Origin of the sequence: Nonomuraea helvata, from assembly GCF_039535785.1 — a bacterium.
Lineage (GTDB): Bacteria > Actinomycetota > Actinomycetes > Streptosporangiales > Streptosporangiaceae > Nonomuraea > Nonomuraea helvata.
In genome coordinates this window covers 467,021-484,165 of the sequence record NZ_BAAAXV010000001.1, presented here as the reverse complement: position 1 = coordinate 484,165, position 17,145 = coordinate 467,021, and the positions used below count along the sequence as shown (strand labels likewise).

Below are 17,145 nucleotides of genomic sequence, written 5' to 3'. Positions count from 1 at the left end.
ACAGCTCACGCGTCCGTCCGACAAAGCTGGATTTGTCGTACAGAAGGTGGGAGCCGGCCTTCACGGGGTCCCTCCCGGAAGGAGCTCTCCTTGCTCGCCGACCCAGGCCGCGATCTGGGCGCGGGAGTTGAACCCCAGCTTGTTCAGGATGTGCTCGACGTGCCCCTCGGCCGTGCGCTGCGCGATGACCAGCGTGGACGCGATCGCCTTGTTCGTCATCCCCTGGGCGACGAGCTGGGCGATCTCCATCTCCCTCCGCGTGAGAGGCGAGACCGCCTTGCGCGCCGGTTCGGCCACCTGGGCGCTCTCGCACATGGCGTACGCGATCGCCTCGGCGGAGGTGAGTCCGGTGCCCTTGCGGAACCCGGCCTCGAACGCGCGTCCGCCGAGGCGCTCCCGCGCCACCGCCTCGGCGGCGTCGTGGTAGTCGGACAGGTACTCGAGCAGGGGAGCGCCGAACGAGCGCCAGCTCTCCTGCGAGGCGCCGAACAGCACCGCGGCCCGCTCCGTCGTGTCGTCGGCGGCCATCCACGCCAGCGCCTCGGTGCACAGGGCGATGCCCAGCCGGTCGTCGAAGGGCCGCTTGAGCCGGATGGCCTCCCGCTCCATCTCGACCGCGCTGGCCGTGTCGCCCTGCCGCCACAGCTCGATCCCGTACAACCACAGCGTGTACGACCTGAACCAGTGGTCCTCGCGTGCCTCGCAGAGCGCCAGGCACTCCTTGTACTGGCTCCGGGCCTGTTCGGAGTGGCCCAGCAGCGAGTGGGCGGTGGCGAGGTACTGCAGCGCGTTCACCATGCCCATGGCCTCGCCGGACTCGCGGTGGGCCTCGACCGCCTCGCCGAGGTAGGCGACCGCGCCGGGGAAGTCACGCCGGATCAGGGCCGCGAGGCCGGAGACGTACGCGGCGCCGGCGAGGATGCGCGCGTCGCCGAGCCGCCTGGCCAGGTCGTGGCACTCCTCCAGCATCCGCGCGGCCGGCGCGAAGTCGCTCTGCAGGACCGCCAGCCGCGCGTTGAGGCACAGGCCGCCGGCGCGGGTGGAGGTCGGTGCGGCGTCGGCGACGAGCAGGCGGTCGAGCCAGCCGCGTCCCTCGCGCAGCGAGCCGGCTGCGATCCAGTAGAACCGCAGCGCCGTGGCGATGGCCAGGCCGCGCTCCGCCTCGCCCGGCGTCGTGAGGCAGTGGTCGAGCGCCGTGCGGAGGTTGCCGTGCTCGATGCGCAGGCGCTTGAACCAGTTCACCTGATCGGGGCCGAACCATTCGTGCTGCGCGCGCGTCACGAGATCGTGGCACCAGTCGCGGTGCCGGGCCTTGAGCTCCGCCTCCTCGCCCGACTCGCGCAGCCGTTCGCGGCCGTACTGGCGGATCGTCTCCAGCAACCGGTAGCGCACCGTCGGCCCGTGCTCCTCGCGGGCCAGCACCGACTTGCCCACCAGGCCGACCACCAGGTCGACGATCTCGTCGGCGAGTATGCCGTCCCCGGAGCACACCTGCTCGGCCGCCTCCAGGTCGAGGCCGCCGGAGAACACCGACAGCCGGGCCCACAGCAGCCGCTCCTGGTCGGTGCAGAGTCCGTAGCTCCACTCGATCAGCGCCCGCAGCGTCTGCTGGCGGGGCATGGCCGTGCGCGAACCCGTCGTGAGCAGCCGGAACCGGTCGTCGAGCCGCGCCAGCAGCTGCTCCACGGAGATCGCCCGCAGCCGTACGGCCGCCAGTTCGATGGCCAGCGGGATGCCGTCGAGACGGCAGCAGATGCGCGCCACGATCTCCTGGTTGGCCTCGGACACCTCGAATCCGGGGAGCACCGCCTGGGCCCGCTCCTCGAACAGCCTGATCGCGTCGAACTGCTTCAGCGACTCGGTGGAGGGACACGAGCCGTTGCAGTCGGGGATGGGCAGCGTCGGCACGGGCATCGTCTGCTCTCCGGCGACGCCGAGCGACTGCCGGCTGGTCGCCAGGATCCGCAGGCCGGGCACGGAGCGCATGAGCGTCTCCACCATCACGGCGCACTCGTCCATCAGGTGCTCGCAGTTGTCCAGGATCAGGAGCAGCTGCTTGTCACGCAGGTGGTCGACGAGCACCTCGAGGGTCGGTCGTACGGAACGGTCCTGGATCTCCAGGCACTCCGCCACCGTCTGCGCCAGCAGTTCGGGGCTCTCCAGCGCCGCGAGCTCGACCAGCCATACGCCGTCGCGGAAGCTGCGCCGCAGGTCGTACGCGGTCCGCAGGGCCAGGCGCGTCTTGCCGACGCCGCCCACGCCCACAAGTGTCACCAGCCGGGCTTCGGACAGCAGCCGCTTGACCTCGGCGATCTCGTGTCGCCGGCCGACGAAGGTGTTGAGCTCCGCGGGCAGCCGGCACGAAACAGTCGGTGCGGTCATGGTCATGAATGCTCCAACGACTCAGGTGCTCGGGTCACCGCGTCGGTGACCGAGCCTCCACAACCCACATTATTCGGTGAACGGTTTCCACTGCACTTTGTCGTTTTTCAAACAGATATGTCGGCCAAGGGTCTCTCCTTTTTTGGCAAAATGAGCAGAAAGGCACTTGGTTGATTTTGAGTCGCCTTTGCCCAGGTGGAGACATAGCTTTGCCGACGTGCATTGTTGCTGCCGGGCATTTCGGGCATGGATGCATCGCCCGGAGGTTTCAACTCACCGGCAAGGAGACGATCATGACGACGTCAACACCGTTCGGACGGGCCTTTCACCCTGGTGCCGGTTTCTCCGGCTGGCTCGGATTCGCCGGCACGCTCGCCATGGTGCTGGGCGTCTTCAACATCATCGAAGGCGTCATCGCCCTGTTCAAGACGTACTTCTTCGTCACGCCCGGCGGCCGGCTGCTGGTGTGGAACTACACCGCGTGGGGCTGGATCTGGCTGGCGCTCGGCGTGCTGCTGTTCGCCACCGGAATCGGCGTCCTGGCCGGGCAGATGTGGGCCCGCGTGGTCGGGGTCATCCTGGCAGGGCTCGCCATGATCGGGCACTTCGCCTTCATGGCCGCCTTCCCCGTGTGGTCGATAGTCTCGATCGCGCTCTGCGCCCTGGTCATGTACGGCCTGATCGCGCCGCCGAGAGGCGCGATGGGCGTACGCGACTGATCTGCCGAGGCCGGCGTCACGGCCCCGCGGGGATGTGCCGAAGGTCGGCCGCCACCCTGGCGGCGGTCTCGGTCAGGGCGGGCAGCACGTCGCGGAGCAGTTCGTCCCGGCTCGCGCGGCTGGCGTGGGTGGCGACGTTGACGGCCGCGACCACCCGTCCGTCCCGGCCGCGGACCGGCACGGCGATCGACCGCACTCCCTCCTCCAGCTCCTGGTCGACCAGGGCATAGCCGTCCTCGGCGGCCTGCCGGACGGCGGCACGCAGCCCGGCGGGTGACGTGATCGTGTGACGGGTCAGCCGCTCCGGCGTGACGCCGGCCAGGCGCTCCTCGGGCTGGTCCGCCAGGAGCACCCGGCCCATGGAGGTGGCGTACGCCGGGAAGCGGGTGCCGACCGTGATGTCGACGGTCATGATGCTCGCCGTGGGCACGCGCGCCACGTACAGGACGTCGTCGCCGGACAGCACCGCGACCGAGGCCGACTGGTGGACCCGGGCGACCAGGTCGGCCAGGTGCGGCTGGACGACCTCGCCGAGCGTGCGCTCCGACAGGGAGGCGTAGCCCAGCTCCATGACCTTGGGGAGCAGCGCGAAGCGGGAGCCGCGGGAGGCGACGTAGCCCATCCGCTCCAGGACCTGCAGCGACCGCCTCGCGGTGGCCCTCGGCAGCCCGGTGACCTTGGCGGCGTCGGCCAGGCTGAGGCCTCCGCGGGCCGAGCCGAGCGACACCAGCACGGCCAGCCCGCGGGCCAGCGACTGCAGGAACTCCGCACCCAGCTCCTGCTTGGTGGCGCGCGAGGCATCCGTGGCGGCGGGCCGCGGGCGGGGCGGGGGCGGCGGCTCCAGCAGGGCCGCCTCCATGGCCGCGACCGTCTTGCGCAGCCGGGGGAGCACGGCGTCGCGCAGGCCGGCGGCGGTGTGCCGGCTGGTGTGGCTGACGACGCTCACCGCGCAGACCGCTCGCCCCTCCGGATCCCGTACGGGCACCGCGACCGCGATCAGGCCGGGCTCGATGAGCTGGTCGTCCTCGGCCCACGGCGCCGACGGATCGAGCAGGGCCAGGCCGGCCGCACACCGGGTGGCGGGCAGCAGGTCGCCGACCCGGAAGGCGACCGACATGGTGCGCCGCCGGGTGAACTGGGCGATGAAACGCACCCCGTCACCGTCCTGGACGGCCAGCGACACGGACTCGTCCAGCTCCTCCGCGAGCCGCTCCGCCGGCGGCGCGAGCGGGTCGCGCAGTCCGTCACAGGCGAGATAGGCCTCGCCCAGCTCCATCAGCGGCGGCGCCGGCAGCATGTCCCGCCCCTCGGCTCGGACGTAGCCGAGACGGACCAGCGTGGCCAGGACGCGGTCGACGGTCGACCTGGCCAGGCCGGTGGCGCGCACGAGATCGGTGGCGCGCGCCCGCCCGGCCGGGCCGGCGACCAGTGCCCTGAGCACGGTCAGGCCGCGTTCCAGGGCGCCTGCGGCCTCCATCCGGCCCCCTCTCCGCCCGATCAAGGGCTTTGACATGAACGCGGTCCCGTACGCATACTCGACAGCACAATAGTGAACTAATGTTCACCATGCGAACACTCCCGGGTGAATGGAGCGTCGTGCGGAGAGACAAGGTGGTCGCGACCGCCGAGGAGGCGCTGGCGGGGGTGCGCGACGGTGCGTCGTTCGCGGTCGGCGGCTTCGGCCTCAGCGGCATCCCCAACGTCCTGATCCAGGCTCTGCACCACACCGGCGTGACCGGCATCGGCGTGGTGTCCAACAACTGCGGAGTGGACGGCGGCGGCCTGGGGGTCCTGCTGGCGGCCGGGCGCATCGCCCGCGTGACCGCCTCGTACATCGGCGACAACAAGGAGTTCGCCCGGCAGTACCTGGCAGGGGAGCTGGAGGTCGAGCTGACCCCGCAGGGCAGCCTGGCCGAGCGGCTGCGCGCGGGCGGCGCCGGCATCCCTGCCTTCTACACCCCCGCCGGGGTCGGCACGCCGGTCGCCGACGGCGGCCTGCCGCTGCGCCACCACCCGGACGGCACGGTCGCGGCGGCCTCCCCGCCGAAGGAGGTCCGCGAGTTCGACGGCCGCCAGTACGTGCTGGAGCGCAGCATCACCACCGACTTCGCCCTGGTCAGGGCCGCCAAGGGCGACCGGTACGGCAACCTCGTCTTCAACAAGGCCGCGCGCAACTTCAACCCCCTCGCCGCGATGGCCGGGCGGGTCACGATCGCCGAGGTCGAGGAGCTGACCGAGCTGGACCCGGACGAGGTCCACCTGCCCGGCGTGTTCGTCCAGCGGATCCTCGTCCTCACCGCCGAGCAGGCAGCCGACAAGGGCATCGAGCGGAGGACCACCTCGTGAGCTGGACCAGGGACGAGATGGTCGCGCGGGCCGCCGCCGAGCTGCGCGACGGCGACTACGTCAACCTCGGCATCGGGCTGCCCACCCGCATCCCGTCGTTCCTCCCGCCGGACGTGGACGTGGTCCTGCACTCGGAGAACGGCGTCCTCGGCGTCGGCCCCTACCCGGCCCCCGACGCGCTGGACCCCGACCTGATCAACGCGGGCAAGGAGACGGTCACCGTGCTCCCCGGCGCGGCGTTCTTCGACTCGTCGCTGTCGTTCGGGATGATCCGGGGCGGGCACATCGACGTGGCGGTGCTGGGCGCGATGCAGGTCTCCGCACGCGGCGACCTGGCCAACTGGATGGTCCCCGGCAAGCTGGTCAAGGGCATGGGCGGGGCGATGGACCTGGTCCACGGCGCGCGGCGGGTCGTCGTGATCATGGAGCACACCGCCAAGGACGGCACGCCGAAGATCGTCGAGGAGTGCTCGCTGCCGCTCACGGGGAAGGGGTGCGTCCACCGGATCATCACCGACCTCGGCGTGCTCGACGTCACCGGCGACGGGCTGAGGCTGGTGGAGACCGCGCCCGGGGTGAGCGTGGCCGAGCTGCGCGACCGTACGGAGACGGAGGTTCTCGCATGAAGACCGTGTACGTGGTGGACGCCGTCCGCACGCCGTTCGGCCGACACGGCGGGGCGCTGGCCGGGATCCGCCCCGACGACCTGGCCGCGCACGTCGTCAAAGCCATCGCCGAGCGCAACGACGTCGAGGCCCCCGACGAGGTGATCCTCGGCAACGCCAACGGCGCGGGCGAGGAGAACCGCAACGTCGCCCGCATGGCCGCGCTGCTGGCCGGGCTGCCTGTGACCACGCCGGGCGCGACCGTGAACCGGCTGTGCGGGTCCGGCATGGAGGCCGTCATCCAGGCGTACCGGATGATCGCCCTCGGCGACGCCTCCGCCGTGATCGCCGGCGGCGTGGAGTCGATGACGCGGGCCCCGTGGGTGCTGCCCAAGCCGGACAGGGCCTTCCCCGCAGGCGGGCAGGAGCTGGTCTCCACCACGCTCGGCTGGCGGCTGGTCAACCCCGCGATGCCCGCCGAGCACACCGTGTCCCTGGGCGAGGGCGCCGAGCTGATCGCCGACAAGCACGGCATCGCCAGGGCGGAGCAGGACGCGTACGCGCTGGGCAGCCACCAGAAGGCGGCCAAGGCGTCGTTCGAGCGCGAGATCGCCCCGATCGCCGGATTGACCAGGGACGAGGGCATCCGCGAGGACACCGGCCTGGACAAGCTGGCCCGGCTCAAGCCCGTCTTCCGGGCGGACGGCACCGTCACCGCGGGCAACGCCTCGCCGCTCAACGACGGCGCGGCGGCGCTGCTGCTGACCGACGAGGCCGGACTGCGCGGCCGCGAGCCGCTCGCGCGGATCACCGCGAGCGCCGCCAGCGCGCTCGAGCCCCGCTACTTCGGGCTCGGCCCGGTCGAGGCGTCGCGGAAGGCCCTGGCCAAGGCGGGCAAGGAGTTCGGGGACCTCGCGACCGTCGAGCTGAACGAGGCGTTCGCCGCGCAGGTGCTCGGCTGCCTGGCCGAGCTGCCCGAGCTCGATCCCGCCATCGTCAACCCCGACGGCGGCGCCATCGCCCTGGGCCATCCGCTCGGTGCCTCCGGCGCCCGCATCACCGGCGCCGTGGCCCACCGGCTCGCCGCCGCCGGCTCCGGCACCGGGCTCGCGTCCCTCTGCATAGGCGTCGGCCAGGGCCTGGCCGTCGTCCTGGAAAGGTAGCCGCACATGAACGTGGCCGTCGTCCCGGAAAGGTGGCCGCACATGAGCCTGGTATTCGCCCTGGAAGGTAGCCGCACATGACCTCGCCCCTCACCCAAGCCGACATCGACCGCGAGATCGCCGAGGTGCACACGGCCCGCGGCGGAGCGGCGGCCGACCATCCCGATCGGGACTTCGCCCCCTACCGCAGCAGCGTGCTGCGCCACCCCAAGCAGCCGCTCGTCGCGCTGAAGGATCCGGAGGCGGCCGAGCTGACCGGGCCGGTCTTCGGTGTCGCCGACGTCAGCCCGTTCGACTCGGACCTGACCAGGCAGCACCTCGGTGAGCCGCTGGGGGAGCGGATCACTGTGCAGGGGCGGGTGCTGGACCGTGACGGGCGCCCGGTGCGCGGTCAGCTGGTGGAGATCTGGCAGGCCAACGCCTCCGGCCGGTACCTGCACCAGCGCGACGACCATCCCGCGCCGCTCGACCCCAACTTCACCGGCGTGGGCCGCTGCCTGACCGACGAGGAGGGCCGCTACACGTTCACCACGATCAAGCCGGGCGCGTACCCGTGGCGCAACCACGTCAACGCCTGGCGGCCCGCGCACATCCACTTCTCCGTGTTCGGCACGGCCTTCACGCAGCGGCTGGTGACGCAGATGTACTTCCCGAACGATCCGCTGTTCCCGTACGACCCCGTGCTCAACTCCGTCACCGACGAGCGGGCCAGGCAGCGGCTGGTCTGCGCCTACGACCACGGCCTGTCCGTGCCGGAGTGGACGCTCGGCTACCGGTGGGACATCGTGCTGGACGGCCCCGCCGCGACCTGGATGGAGGAGGGCCGATGAACCCCACCCCCTCCCAGACCGTGGGCCCGTTCTACGGCTTCGCGCTCCCGATCCCCCGTGGCGGCGACCTGGCCCCACCGAGCGACGGGGGCGGGATCACCGTCCACGGATACGTGTACGACGGCGCGGGCGAGCCGGTGCCCGACGCGCTGCTGGAGTTCTGGCAGGCCGACCTGTCCGGCAGCCTGCGGGGGGCGCCGGGCACGCTCCGGCGCGACCCCGTGAGCGGCACGCTGCTCGGCAGGCACGGCGTCGACTTCACCGGCTTCGGCCGGGTGCCCACCGACGGCGACGGCCGCTGGACCCTGCGCACGCTGCCGCCGGGCACCGGGTACATCAGCGTCTGCGTGTTCGCCCGCGGCCTGCTCCACCACCTCTACACCCGCATCTACTTCGGCCAGGACGCCTTCCTCGACTCGCTGCCCCCGGAGCGCAGGCGGACGCTGGTGCCGGTGGAGGAGCGCGAGGGTGTCTACCGGTTCGACATCCACCTGCAGGGCGAGAAGGAGACCGTCTTCCTCGACTTCGGCTGAGGAGGCGGCGGGCCGGGGCTCAGACGAGGCCCACCATGAAGCCCTCGTCGCGGATGCCCAGGTAGACGGCCGGGCGGTACTGGCGCATCGCGTGCTCGATGACCGGGATGTACTTGGGGTTCGAGCCCAGCGGGAGCCGGTAGCCGTTCTTGACCGTGTGGAACTCCCACAGGGGCTCCATGTCCGGATGGCGCGCGCGGAAGCCATGGTCGGCGGGGAAGAGATCGAGGCGGACCATCGTCCTGCGGATCAGGTAGTCGGCCAGTTTGACCCGGCGCTGCTGCGTACGCGAGATGCCCACCCCGGACAGCTCGTTCCACGGAACGGCCCACGGCCTGCCCTGAGGGTCGTCCCAGCGCACGCCGAAGCCGTCGAAGACGAGCCGGCGAGGCCGGCTGATTTTGCGCCAGGCGATGATCGGCAGCAGCCCGATGAGCAGGAAGACCAGCCCGAGGATCAGCACCACGACCGCCGAGCCGGAGCCGCCCGTCGTCTGCCCGGTGAACGCGGAGAAGATCGAGATGAGGCCGATGGCCCCCGCGACGGACCCGCCGATCAGCGCCTTCACCTTGGCGTCACGGCCGACGTCGATCACCACGGGAGGCGGCGCGAAGGCGGGCGGCGGCTGGCGCGGGGGATACGAGGGGTTGAACGGTGGCTGTTGGGGGCCGTACATCATGGAACGGCAGGCTAGCCCTGATCGCCGCTCATACCGCCATGCTTCGGACTTTTACGAAATGTTCAGAGCCAGCCGGCTTCGGTGGCGATCCGGACGGCGTCCAGCCGGTTGCGGGCGTCGAGCTTGGTGACGATCGCCCCCAGGTAGTTGCGTACGGTGCCCTTCGTCAGGTGCAGCGCGGCCGCGATCTCCGCGAGGTCGTCGCCGCCGGCGGCCAGGCGCAGCACGTCCACCTCGCGCGGTGACAGCGGGTTCTCCCTGGCCGTGATGGTCGCCGCGGCGAGGGCGGGATCGATCACCGTCTCCCCGGCGTGGACGCGGCGCACGGCCGCGGCGAGGTCGGCGGGCGGAGCGTCCTTCAGCATGAAGCCGCCGACCCGGGCTGCGAGCGCCCTGCGCAGGACCTCGGGGCGGCCCAGCTGGGTGAGCATGAGCACGCGGCAGCCGGGGAGGCGTCTGCCGAGCTCGGCGGCGGCCTCGATCCCGTCCATGACGGGCATCTGCACGTCCAGCACCGCGACGTCGGGCCGGTGCTCCAGCGCCGCGGGCACCACCGCGTCCCCGGACGGCACCTCGGAGACGACCTCGATGTCGGGCTCCAGGCGCAGGAGCGAGGCCAGCGCGCCCCGGATGAGGTGCATGTCCTCGGCCAGCAGCACCCGGATCACCCTCGACTCCCCCCGAAGCAGAAAGGACCATGATATTTCCGGTGTCCGGTTCGTGTATTTCACATCCCGGATCGAGGTGCCAGGCACTGGTCCGCGACCGTCCGGCCTCGCGATCTTGGAGGTATGAAGAGAGCCCTGTTCCTCGGCCTGATGACCGCGCTGCTGGTGTCCGGCCTCTGCGGTACGGCCACCGCCGCCACGGACCTGGTCACAGATATGGCCACGGATATGGCAGGCGTCGGGACGCTGGTCGACGAGGTGGTGCCGGCGCAGCTCGCCGGGCACGGGATCCCCGGCGCGGCGGTCTCGGTGGTGTCGGGCGGGCGGCAGGTGTTCGCCCAGGGGTACGGCTACGCCGACCTGGCGGGCCGCGTACCGGTCGACGCGGCCCGCACGGGGTTCTTCACGGCCTCGACGGCCAAGACGTTCACCGCGATCGCCGCGCTCCAGCTGGTCGAGCAGGGCAGGCTCGACCTGCACGCCGACGTCAACACGTACCTGAAGACCTTCAAGATCAAGGACACTTTCCCCGGGCGGCCGGTCACCCTGGAGCACCTGCTGACCCACACGGCCGGGTTCGAGGACGACGTGCTCGGCTCGTCCTGGGACGATCCGGCCGCCGCCCCGCCACTGGCGAAGGTGGTCGAGGACGGTCAGCCGGAACGGGTGCGCCCGCCGGGGACCGTGCTCGCCTACGACAACTACGCCTACAACCTCGCGGGCCACCTGGTGGAGGTGGCCTCCGGACAGCCGTTCGCCGAGTACGTGCGGCAGCACATCCTGACGCCGCTCGGCATGACGGGCACGTCGTTCGCCGCGCCGCTGCCCGGCCCGCTGACCGCCACCCTCGCCCAGGGGTACAACGGGGACGTTCCGTACAAGCGCTACTACGGGTCGCCCGCCTCCGGGGCGGGACCCGTCACCACCGCCGCCGACATGGGCCGCCTGATGATCGCGCTGCTCGGCAACGACCCCCGGCTGGGCCGGAACATCGGCGCCACCATGATGCGCCGCCACTACACGCAGGACGAGCGGCTCCCCGGCATCGGGTACGGCCTCGAGGAGCTGTCCAGGAACGGCCACCGGATCTTCTACAAGGGCGGCGACATCAACGGCTTCCACCACGTCCTCGCCTTGCTGCCCGACCAGAGGAGCGGCGTCTACGTCGTCTACAACGGCGAGGACCCCACGACGGCCGCCCACGACCTGATCAACCAGATCGTCGACCGCTACTTCCCGGGCCGTGCGGACGATCCGCGGCCGGTGCGCGGGGACACCTCCGGGTACGCGGGCACGTACACCTCGACCAGGATCCGCGGCGACCTCCTGCAGGCCGGGGCGCTGTTCAAGACCGTGACCGTGGAGTCCACGGGCGACGGGACGATCACCACGACCGGCCTGTCACGTGACTCCGCCAAGCCGGACCAGGCGTGGCAGCTCATCGGCCCCGGCCTGTTCGCCGAGCGGGGCGGTCAGGAGCGCATCGCCTTCGACGGCCACGGCCTGCTCGCCGGCGGCCACCAGGAGGAGGCGGCCACGTTCCAGCGCTCCGGCGCCGCGCTCCACGTGTGGCTGGTCTACGCGGGGCTGACCGCGTTCCTGGTCGCCGCGCTCGGGATCCCGGTGGCCGCGCTCGTACGCAGGCTCCGCGGGCGTCCGGCCCGGCACCGGCCCGCGTGGTGGCTCGCCTGGCTCACCAGCGCGCTCGTCCTGCTCTTCGCGTACGGCTTCGCCGTCACGATCGCCGTCGCGCCCACCGACGCGGTCTTCCTCGGATCCCCGCTCCTCACGGTGGCCCTGACCGCCTCCTCGACGGCGTTCGTCCTCAGCGGAGGGGTCGCGGCCTGCTCGGTGTGCGCCTGGTGGAAGGGGTGGTGGGGGCCGGCGGGACGGATCTCGTACACGGCGTTCGGGCTCGTCACGGTGGCCTTCATGGTGGTCGCCTACCTCTACGGCATGGTCGGAGGCGTCTTCGGCTGAACCCGTACGCGGGGGCGCGGCACGGCCTGTGGGATGCTTTGGCGGGAACGCTGAAGATCGTGTCGCGGTGGGGAACGGGTGTCCACGCTCATCATCCTGGTGGTGCTCGTCCTCCTCACGATCCCCGCGACGGGCGGCCTGCCGGGCGTGCCGGCCCTGCTCTCCCTCGGCCTGCAGGTCCTGTGCTCGTTACCGCGGACCAGGCGGCTGCGGGGCTGGTGGCTGGTGGCGGGACAGGCGGTGCTGTTCGCCTGGGCGGGGCCGGTGCCGTTCGGCGGCCCGTCGGCGTTCTTCGCCGCCTCCGCGCTGCTGGTCGCGCGCGGCCCGGTGCGCTGGGCGCTCTTCACCTGCGTGGCAGCCGCCGCGGGCCTGCTGAACCTCGGCGCCGACCCCTACGTCTGGGTGAACGCCGTCGGCAACACGGCCACGCAGGGGCTGGTCGTCTTCGCCCTCACCCGGCTCAGCGATCTGCGCGACGAGCTGCACGCCACCCGGGCCGAACTGGCCGCCCAGACGGTGGCCGAGGAGCGCGAGCGGGCCGGTCACACCCTGGAGGCCGTGCTCGGCTCCGCGCTGTCCGGCGTCATCGGGCTGGCCGCCGCCGGGCGCGCCGCGGAGATCCCGCCGCTGACCCGGCAGGCCGCGCAGCAGGCCAGGCGGCGACCCGAGCCGGCGCCCATGCCGCCGGCCGGCGATCTGACCCCGCGCCTCGCGGTGCCCATCCTGACGGTCGTCTACCTGTGGGTCCCGGTCGCCGCGATCATCGTCGTGGCCCGCGCGCAGGTGCCGGTCGGGCTGCGGGTGGCGTACTGGGCCGCGGTCATCGCGGTCGTCGGCCTGCAGGCGTACCACGCGCTGCCGCGCCCTCCCGGCACGTGGCCGCGGCACGCCGCCTGGACGCTGCCCGCCCAGCTGGTGATCGCGTGGCTGCCGCTGCTCGAGCCGCACCGCCCGTACTACCAGCTGGTCGGGTGGGCCGCCGCCGCGCTGCTGATCGTGATCCCCTCGTGGCGGCTCGCGTGGGCGCTCTACGCGGTCGTGGTGGGCAGCGTGCCGATCGTGCTCATCATCCGGTACGGCTCGCCCGCGGGCGTGCCGGCCGCCCTGCAGGAGGTGGCGGGCATGTCGGCGATGTTCTACGGGCTGACCGCGGTGACCCGGCTGGTCTACCAGGTGCGCGAGTCGCGGCTCGCGCTCGCCGGGCTGGCCGCGGCTCGGGAGCGGCGCAGGATCGCCCAGGACGTGCACGACCTGATCGGCTACTGCCTGTCCGCGATCACCGTCAAGGCCGAGCTGGCCGCCCGCGACCCGGCCCGTGCCGAGGCCGAGCTGGCCGGCATCGTCACCGTGGCCCGCGACGCCCTCGCCGACCTGCGTGCCATCCCCGGCGAGCGCGAGCCCGCGCTGCGGCTGCGGTCGGAGCTCGACTCCGCGCGCGAAGTCCTCGAGGCCTCCGGCGCGACGGTCCTGATCGACGCCGGACCCGTGCCGGAGGAGGCCGACGACGCCCTGCTCGCCGTCGTGGTCCGCGAGGCCGTCACCAACGTGCTGCGGCACAGCCAGGCACGCCACGTGACGATCGCCCTGTCAGCCGCCGACGACCAGGTACGCCTCCGCCTGACCAACGACGGCGTGACCGGCGACGGCGTGACTGGCGACGGCGTGACTGGCGACGGCGTGACTGGCGACGGCGTGACCGGCGACGGCGTGACCGGCCGCACCGCCGAACCCGGCCAGGGGATCGCCAATCTCGCCGAGCGCCTCGCCGCCCGCGGCGGCCGCCTCACGACCGCGTCGCGGGACGGCCATTACCGGCTCGAGGCGGCGCTGCCCGTGCGTGACGGCGGGCGCCCGGCGTGAGGCTCCGGTCAGCGCAGGCCCCGGCAGAAGGTCCGGATGTCGTCGACGAGCAGGTCCGGGACCTCCATCGCGGCGAAATGGCCGCCCCGGTCGTACTCCGACCAGTGCCCGATCTCCCCCTTCGGGTCCATGAGAGCGCGGATCGTGGAGTCCGCGGCGAAGACGGCCACCCCCACCGGCGGGCCGGAGTGCTCGGCCTGCGGCCCCGCCTCCTGCTGCGCCGCGAAGGCCCGCCAGGCCCGCATCCCCTCGTACACCGCGTGGGCGGTGGAGGCCCCCGACCCGGTGAACCAGTAGAGGCTGACGTTGGTGAGCAGCTGGTCCAGATCGACGGCCTCCTCGGGGAGCGCCGCGGCCGGGTCGGTCCACTCGGCGAACTTCTCCACGATCCAGGCGAGCTGCCCGACCGGGGAGTCGTTGAGCGAGTAGGCCAGGGTCTGCGGCCGGGTGGCCTGGATGTGCAGGTAGCCGATGCCCTCCTCCCTGAACCTGTTGAACCGCTCCGCCCGGGCCCGGTCGGCGGCCGAGAGCTCATCGAGCTCGAGCGCGGGACCGAAGGGCGGGGCGGCGCCGGTGCCGGTGAGGTGCAGGCCGGCCACGCGGCCCGGATCCACCATCGGCAGCATTCCGGTCACCCCGGTGCCGACGTCGGTGCCCTGTGCCGCGTACCGCTCATACCCGAGCCTGCTCATCAGCTCGGCCCAGGCCCGCGCCACGCCGAACAGGTTGAAGCCGCCCTCGCCGATGGGGTTCGAGAAGCCGTAGCCGGGCAGCGACGGCACGACCACGTGGAAGGCGTCCGCCGGGTCGCCGCCGTGGGCACGCGGGTCGGTCAGCGGGCCGATCAGCTTCAGGAACTCCACGGGGGAGCTCGGCCAGCCGTGCGTGAGAACGAGCGGGAGCGCGTCCGGCTCGGGGGAGCGGGCGTGGAAGAAGTGGATCGTCTGCCCGTCGATCTCGGTCGTGAACTGCGGGACCGCGTTCAGCGCCCGCTCCTGCGCGCGCCAGTCGTACCCGGTGGCCCAGTAGTCGGCGAGCCGCTTCAGGTAGGCGACGGGAACGCCGCGGCTCCAGTCGCCGGACTGCGGCGAGCGCGGCCAGCGCGTGGCGGCCAGCCGGGACCGGAGGTCGTCCACGTCGGCCTGCGGGATCTCGATACGGAAGGGGCGGATCTCTCTCTGGTCTGCCATGGGAAGAACGCTAGGCCCCAATGCGGAAGATTCCTTTCCGCTTTGGCAAGGGAATGTCGGTGCCGTTGACGGGCAGATATGCGAGGTGCCGTCTCCTCGTGTTGCCCGGCCGGTGATGTACCACCGCTGGTCGGACATCACCTTCATCCATTGGCGCTACCCGCCGGACCTCGTGCGGCGCCTGGTGCCGGGCTGCCTCACGGTCGAGACGTACGACGGGGCGGCCTGGGTGGGGCTGACGCCTTTCCGCATGGACGGGGTGCGCCTGACCGGCACACCTACGCTGCCGGTGCTGTCCACGTTCCCGGAGACCAACGTGCGGACCTACGTCCGCGACGACCGGGGGCGCAGCGGGATCTGGTTCCTGTCGCTGGACGCCGGCCGGCTCGCCGCCGCGCTCGGAGGCCGCGCGGGCTACTGGCTGCCGTACTTCTGGTCCGACATGTCGGTGCGCTCCGACGGCGCCCACACGCGTTACCGGTGCAGCCGGCTCTGGCCGCGGCGCGGTGAGGCGTGGTGCGACGCTGACGTGACGGCGGGACTGCCCGTGGAAAGGGAGGAGCGCGACGGGATCGCGAGCTTCCTGACCGCCCGTTTCCTGCTGTTCACCCGCGTGGCCGGCCGGCTGGCGGCGGCGCCGGTGGAGCACCCGCCGTGGCCGCTGCGCCGGGCCGAGCTGACCGATCTGGACCAGAGCCTGCTCCAGGCCGCCGGGCTGCCCGCGCCTTCTGGGCGGCCGCTCGTGCACGCCTCTCCCGGGGTCCCGGTACGGGTGGGGATGTGGCGGTGGTGACCGTCTCGGGAGCATTGCCATCTCTGGGGGCATCGGCGGTGTAGTGCGGATATTGCCACGGGTAGGCCGCAATCCGACGTCCGTCGGCCTGCCTCGAAGGAGCGCTGTTCACATGACCTTCAACCCACTGCGGGAGCGGGGCATCCCGCTGGACGATCAGCTGCGTAACTGGCGGGAGCTGAACGTCGATCCGATCGATCCCGACCACGCCGACCCGTACACGCGGTGCCGGATCATCGCGATGAACGGGATCGAGACGGAGGCGATCTTCTTCAGCCACCACCTGGCCCGCCACTGCGACAACATCGACCTCAAGCAGCAGCTGGCACGCGTGCGTTACATCGAGGCGCAGCAGCAGAAGGCGGTCAACTGGCTGCTGCCCGGCGTGTCGTCGGTGCTGGAGACCACGCTCGCCTACGAGCAGGTGGCGGTGGACCTGACGGCGTGGGTGGCCCGGATGGAGCCGGACGGGTACCTGAAGCAGGCCTACCAGTTCGGGGTGCTGGAGGACTTCGACCACCTCTACCGGTACGCGAACCTGTACGAGATGATCGAGCGCCGCAAGGCCGAGAAGATCGTGGACGGGCTGACCGAGGTGATGCCGGGGCGGCCGACGTACCTGCATCATCGGGACCCGGTGGACAACGTGCGCGAGCCGTACGACCGGAGCACCACCGCGCCCATCTCCAAGCTGCACGCGCTCACGATCATGGCGGCCGAGCAGCAGACCATGAACTTCTACATGAACGTCGGCCCCATGTACATGGAGCCGATCGCGCGCCGGCTCTACCAGGAGATCGGCCTGATCGAGGAGGAGCACGTCACCCACTACGAATCGCTGGTGGACCCGGGCGAGAGCTGGTGGGAGATGCTGCTCAACCATGAGTACAACGAGTGCTACATGTACTACTCGTTCATGGAGACCGAGTCCGACCCCAGGGTGAAGAACATCTGGGAGCTCCACCTCAACATGGAGCTGGAGCACCTGCGGCTGGCCGGCGAGCTGTTCAAGCGGCACGACGGGCGCGACCCCGAGCAGGTGTGCGCTTCCGAGCTGCCCGCCCCGGTCACCTTCGAACCGAACAAGGCGTACCTGCGCGAGCTGATCGCCACCCAGATCGACTACACCACCCTGGGGACCGGGTACGTCCAGGAGGCCCACGAGCGTTTCCAGAAGATGCAGGACGCGCTGATGGGCGGCGACAAGGCGCCGTCCGAGCGGGTCATCGAGGAGAACCGGGCCAGGTCCGGACAGGAGTACCGCCTGCAGACGGAGGGCGAGCACCCCGTCCACAGCCTCGCGTACCACCGCTGACCGGCATTTTACTTCTGAAAGAATATGATTTCGGGATCCGGAGATATTCTGAATACACCGAGGACTTTTCGTACGTTGGCAT

At 71.6% G+C, this 17,145-nt stretch carries 15 protein-coding genes; 10 read left to right on the top strand and 5 right to left on the bottom strand.

Annotation, left to right across the window (positions count from 1 at the left end; translation table 11 throughout):
• Positions 1–60 precede the first annotated feature (60 nt).
• Positions 61–2,388 (bottom strand): ATP-binding protein, encoded by a 2,328-nt coding sequence (locus tag ABD830_RS02120; protein ID WP_344984544.1) that lies wholly within the window; start codon positions 2,386–2,388, stop codon positions 61–63.
• 287 nt (positions 2,389–2,675) lie between these two features.
• Here ABD830_RS02120 and ABD830_RS02115 point away from each other — a divergent pair, with 287 nt between their 5' ends.
• Positions 2,676–3,101, top strand: a complete 426-nt coding sequence (locus ABD830_RS02115) for a DUF7144 family membrane protein (protein WP_344984543.1) — start codon at positions 2,676–2,678, stop codon at positions 3,099–3,101.
• A gap of 16 nt (positions 3,102–3,117) precedes the next feature.
• Here ABD830_RS02115 and ABD830_RS02110 read toward each other — a convergent pair whose 3' ends face one another.
• Positions 3,118–4,578: an IclR family transcriptional regulator domain-containing protein gene (locus tag ABD830_RS02110; RefSeq protein WP_344984542.1), complete on the bottom strand. Its 1,461-nt coding sequence runs from the start codon at positions 4,576–4,578 to the stop codon at positions 3,118–3,120.
• 119 nt (positions 4,579–4,697) lie between these two features.
• Here ABD830_RS02110 and ABD830_RS02105 point away from each other — a divergent pair, with 119 nt between their 5' ends.
• From ABD830_RS02105 to pcaG, 5 genes are all read left to right on the top strand, one after another.
• On the top strand, positions 4,698–5,447 hold the full coding sequence (locus tag ABD830_RS02105) for a CoA transferase subunit A (RefSeq protein WP_344984541.1): 750 nt from the start codon (positions 4,698–4,700) through the stop codon (positions 5,445–5,447).
• Positions 5,444–6,073, top strand: a complete 630-nt coding sequence (locus tag ABD830_RS02100; protein ID WP_344984540.1) for a CoA transferase subunit B — start codon at positions 5,444–5,446, stop codon at positions 6,071–6,073. Before ABD830_RS02105 ends, ABD830_RS02100 begins: the two co-directional genes overlap by 4 nt.
• Positions 6,070–7,215 carry a thiolase family protein gene (locus tag ABD830_RS02095; RefSeq protein WP_344984539.1) on the top strand — a complete coding sequence of 382 codons (1,146 nt, stop codon included), beginning with the start codon at positions 6,070–6,072 and terminating at the stop codon, positions 7,213–7,215. The genes ABD830_RS02100 and ABD830_RS02095 overlap by 4 nt, the downstream gene beginning before the upstream one ends.
• A 77-nt stretch (positions 7,216–7,292) precedes the next feature.
• The gene (gene pcaH, locus ABD830_RS02090) at positions 7,293–8,045 is read left to right on the top strand and encodes a protocatechuate 3,4-dioxygenase subunit beta (RefSeq protein ID WP_344984538.1); all 753 of its coding nucleotides are present in this window, start codon (positions 7,293–7,295) and stop codon (positions 8,043–8,045) included.
• Entirely contained in the window at positions 8,042–8,578 is a 537-nt protein-coding gene (gene pcaG, locus ABD830_RS02085) for a protocatechuate 3,4-dioxygenase subunit alpha (protein WP_344984537.1), read from the top strand. Before pcaH ends, pcaG begins: the two co-directional genes overlap by 4 nt.
• A 19-nt stretch (positions 8,579–8,597) precedes the next feature.
• On the opposite strand, the gene ABD830_RS02080 is transcribed toward pcaG, so the two are convergent.
• Positions 8,598–9,257 (bottom strand): hypothetical protein, encoded by a 660-nt coding sequence (locus tag ABD830_RS02080; protein ID WP_344984536.1) that lies wholly within the window; start codon positions 9,255–9,257, stop codon positions 8,598–8,600.
• Positions 9,258–9,319: 62 nt separating this feature from the next.
• Positions 9,320–9,925, bottom strand: a complete 606-nt coding sequence (locus tag ABD830_RS02075) for a response regulator transcription factor (RefSeq protein WP_344984535.1) — start codon at positions 9,923–9,925, stop codon at positions 9,320–9,322.
• Between the two features lie 123 nt (positions 9,926–10,048).
• Between ABD830_RS02075 and ABD830_RS02070 the strand changes: the two genes are divergently transcribed.
• Both ABD830_RS02070 and ABD830_RS02065 read left to right on the top strand, forming a co-directional pair.
• Positions 10,049–11,905, top strand: a complete 1,857-nt coding sequence (locus tag ABD830_RS02070) for a serine hydrolase domain-containing protein (RefSeq protein ID WP_344984533.1) — start codon at positions 10,049–10,051, stop codon at positions 11,903–11,905.
• 78 nt (positions 11,906–11,983) lie between these two features.
• Positions 11,984–13,765 carry a sensor histidine kinase gene (locus tag ABD830_RS02065; RefSeq protein ID WP_344984531.1) on the top strand — a complete coding sequence of 594 codons (1,782 nt, stop codon included), beginning with the start codon at positions 11,984–11,986 and terminating at the stop codon, positions 13,763–13,765.
• Positions 13,766–13,773: 8 nt separating this feature from the next.
• Here the strand turns inward: ABD830_RS02065 and ABD830_RS02060 are convergent, their stop codons facing one another.
• Positions 13,774–14,955, bottom strand: coding sequence for an epoxide hydrolase family protein (locus tag ABD830_RS02060; protein ID WP_344984530.1), 1,182 nt, complete (start codon positions 14,953–14,955; stop codon positions 13,774–13,776).
• Between the two features lie 115 nt (positions 14,956–15,070).
• Between ABD830_RS02060 and ABD830_RS02055 the strand changes: the two genes are divergently transcribed.
• Together ABD830_RS02055 and ABD830_RS02050 are read left to right on the top strand one after the other, a co-directional pair.
• Complete coding sequence (locus tag ABD830_RS02055; RefSeq protein ID WP_344984529.1) at positions 15,071–15,748, top strand: YqjF family protein; 678 nt, start codon at positions 15,071–15,073, stop codon at positions 15,746–15,748.
• Between the two features lie 112 nt (positions 15,749–15,860).
• Positions 15,861–17,063 (top strand): hypothetical protein, encoded by a 1,203-nt coding sequence (locus tag ABD830_RS02050; RefSeq protein ID WP_344984528.1) that lies wholly within the window; start codon positions 15,861–15,863, stop codon positions 17,061–17,063.
• Positions 17,064–17,145: the final 82 nt, after the last annotated feature.

What these genes read in the sequence shown, in the direction of transcription:
- pcaH (WP_344984538.1), top strand. Translation starts at nt 7,293, where the DNA reads ATGACCTCGCCCCTCACCCAAGCCGACATCGACCGCGAGATCGCCGAG.
- ABD830_RS02095 (WP_344984539.1), top strand. Translation starts at nt 6,070, where the DNA reads ATGAAGACCGTGTACGTGGTGGACGCCGTCCGCACGCCGTTCGGCCGA.
- pcaG (WP_344984537.1), top strand. Translation starts at nt 8,042, where the DNA reads ATGAACCCCACCCCCTCCCAGACCGTGGGCCCGTTCTACGGCTTCGCG.
- ABD830_RS02120 (WP_344984544.1), bottom strand. Translation starts at nt 2,388, where the DNA reads ATGACCATGACCGCACCGACTGTTTCGTGCCGGCTGCCCGCGGAGCTC.
- ABD830_RS02050 (WP_344984528.1), top strand. Translation starts at nt 15,861, where the DNA reads ATGACCTTCAACCCACTGCGGGAGCGGGGCATCCCGCTGGACGATCAG.
- ABD830_RS02110 (WP_344984542.1), bottom strand. Translation starts at nt 4,578, where the DNA reads ATGGAGGCCGCAGGCGCCCTGGAACGCGGCCTGACCGTGCTCAGGGCA.
- ABD830_RS02060 (WP_344984530.1), bottom strand. Translation starts at nt 14,955, where the DNA reads ATGGCAGACCAGAGAGAGATCCGCCCCTTCCGTATCGAGATCCCGCAG.
- ABD830_RS02115 (WP_344984543.1), top strand. Translation starts at nt 2,676, where the DNA reads ATGACGACGTCAACACCGTTCGGACGGGCCTTTCACCCTGGTGCCGGT.
- ABD830_RS02080 (WP_344984536.1), bottom strand. Translation starts at nt 9,257, where the DNA reads ATGATGTACGGCCCCCAACAGCCACCGTTCAACCCCTCGTATCCCCCG.
- ABD830_RS02055 (WP_344984529.1), top strand. Translation starts at nt 15,071, where the DNA reads ATGTACCACCGCTGGTCGGACATCACCTTCATCCATTGGCGCTACCCG.
- ABD830_RS02070 (WP_344984533.1), top strand. Translation starts at nt 10,049, where the DNA reads ATGAAGAGAGCCCTGTTCCTCGGCCTGATGACCGCGCTGCTGGTGTCC.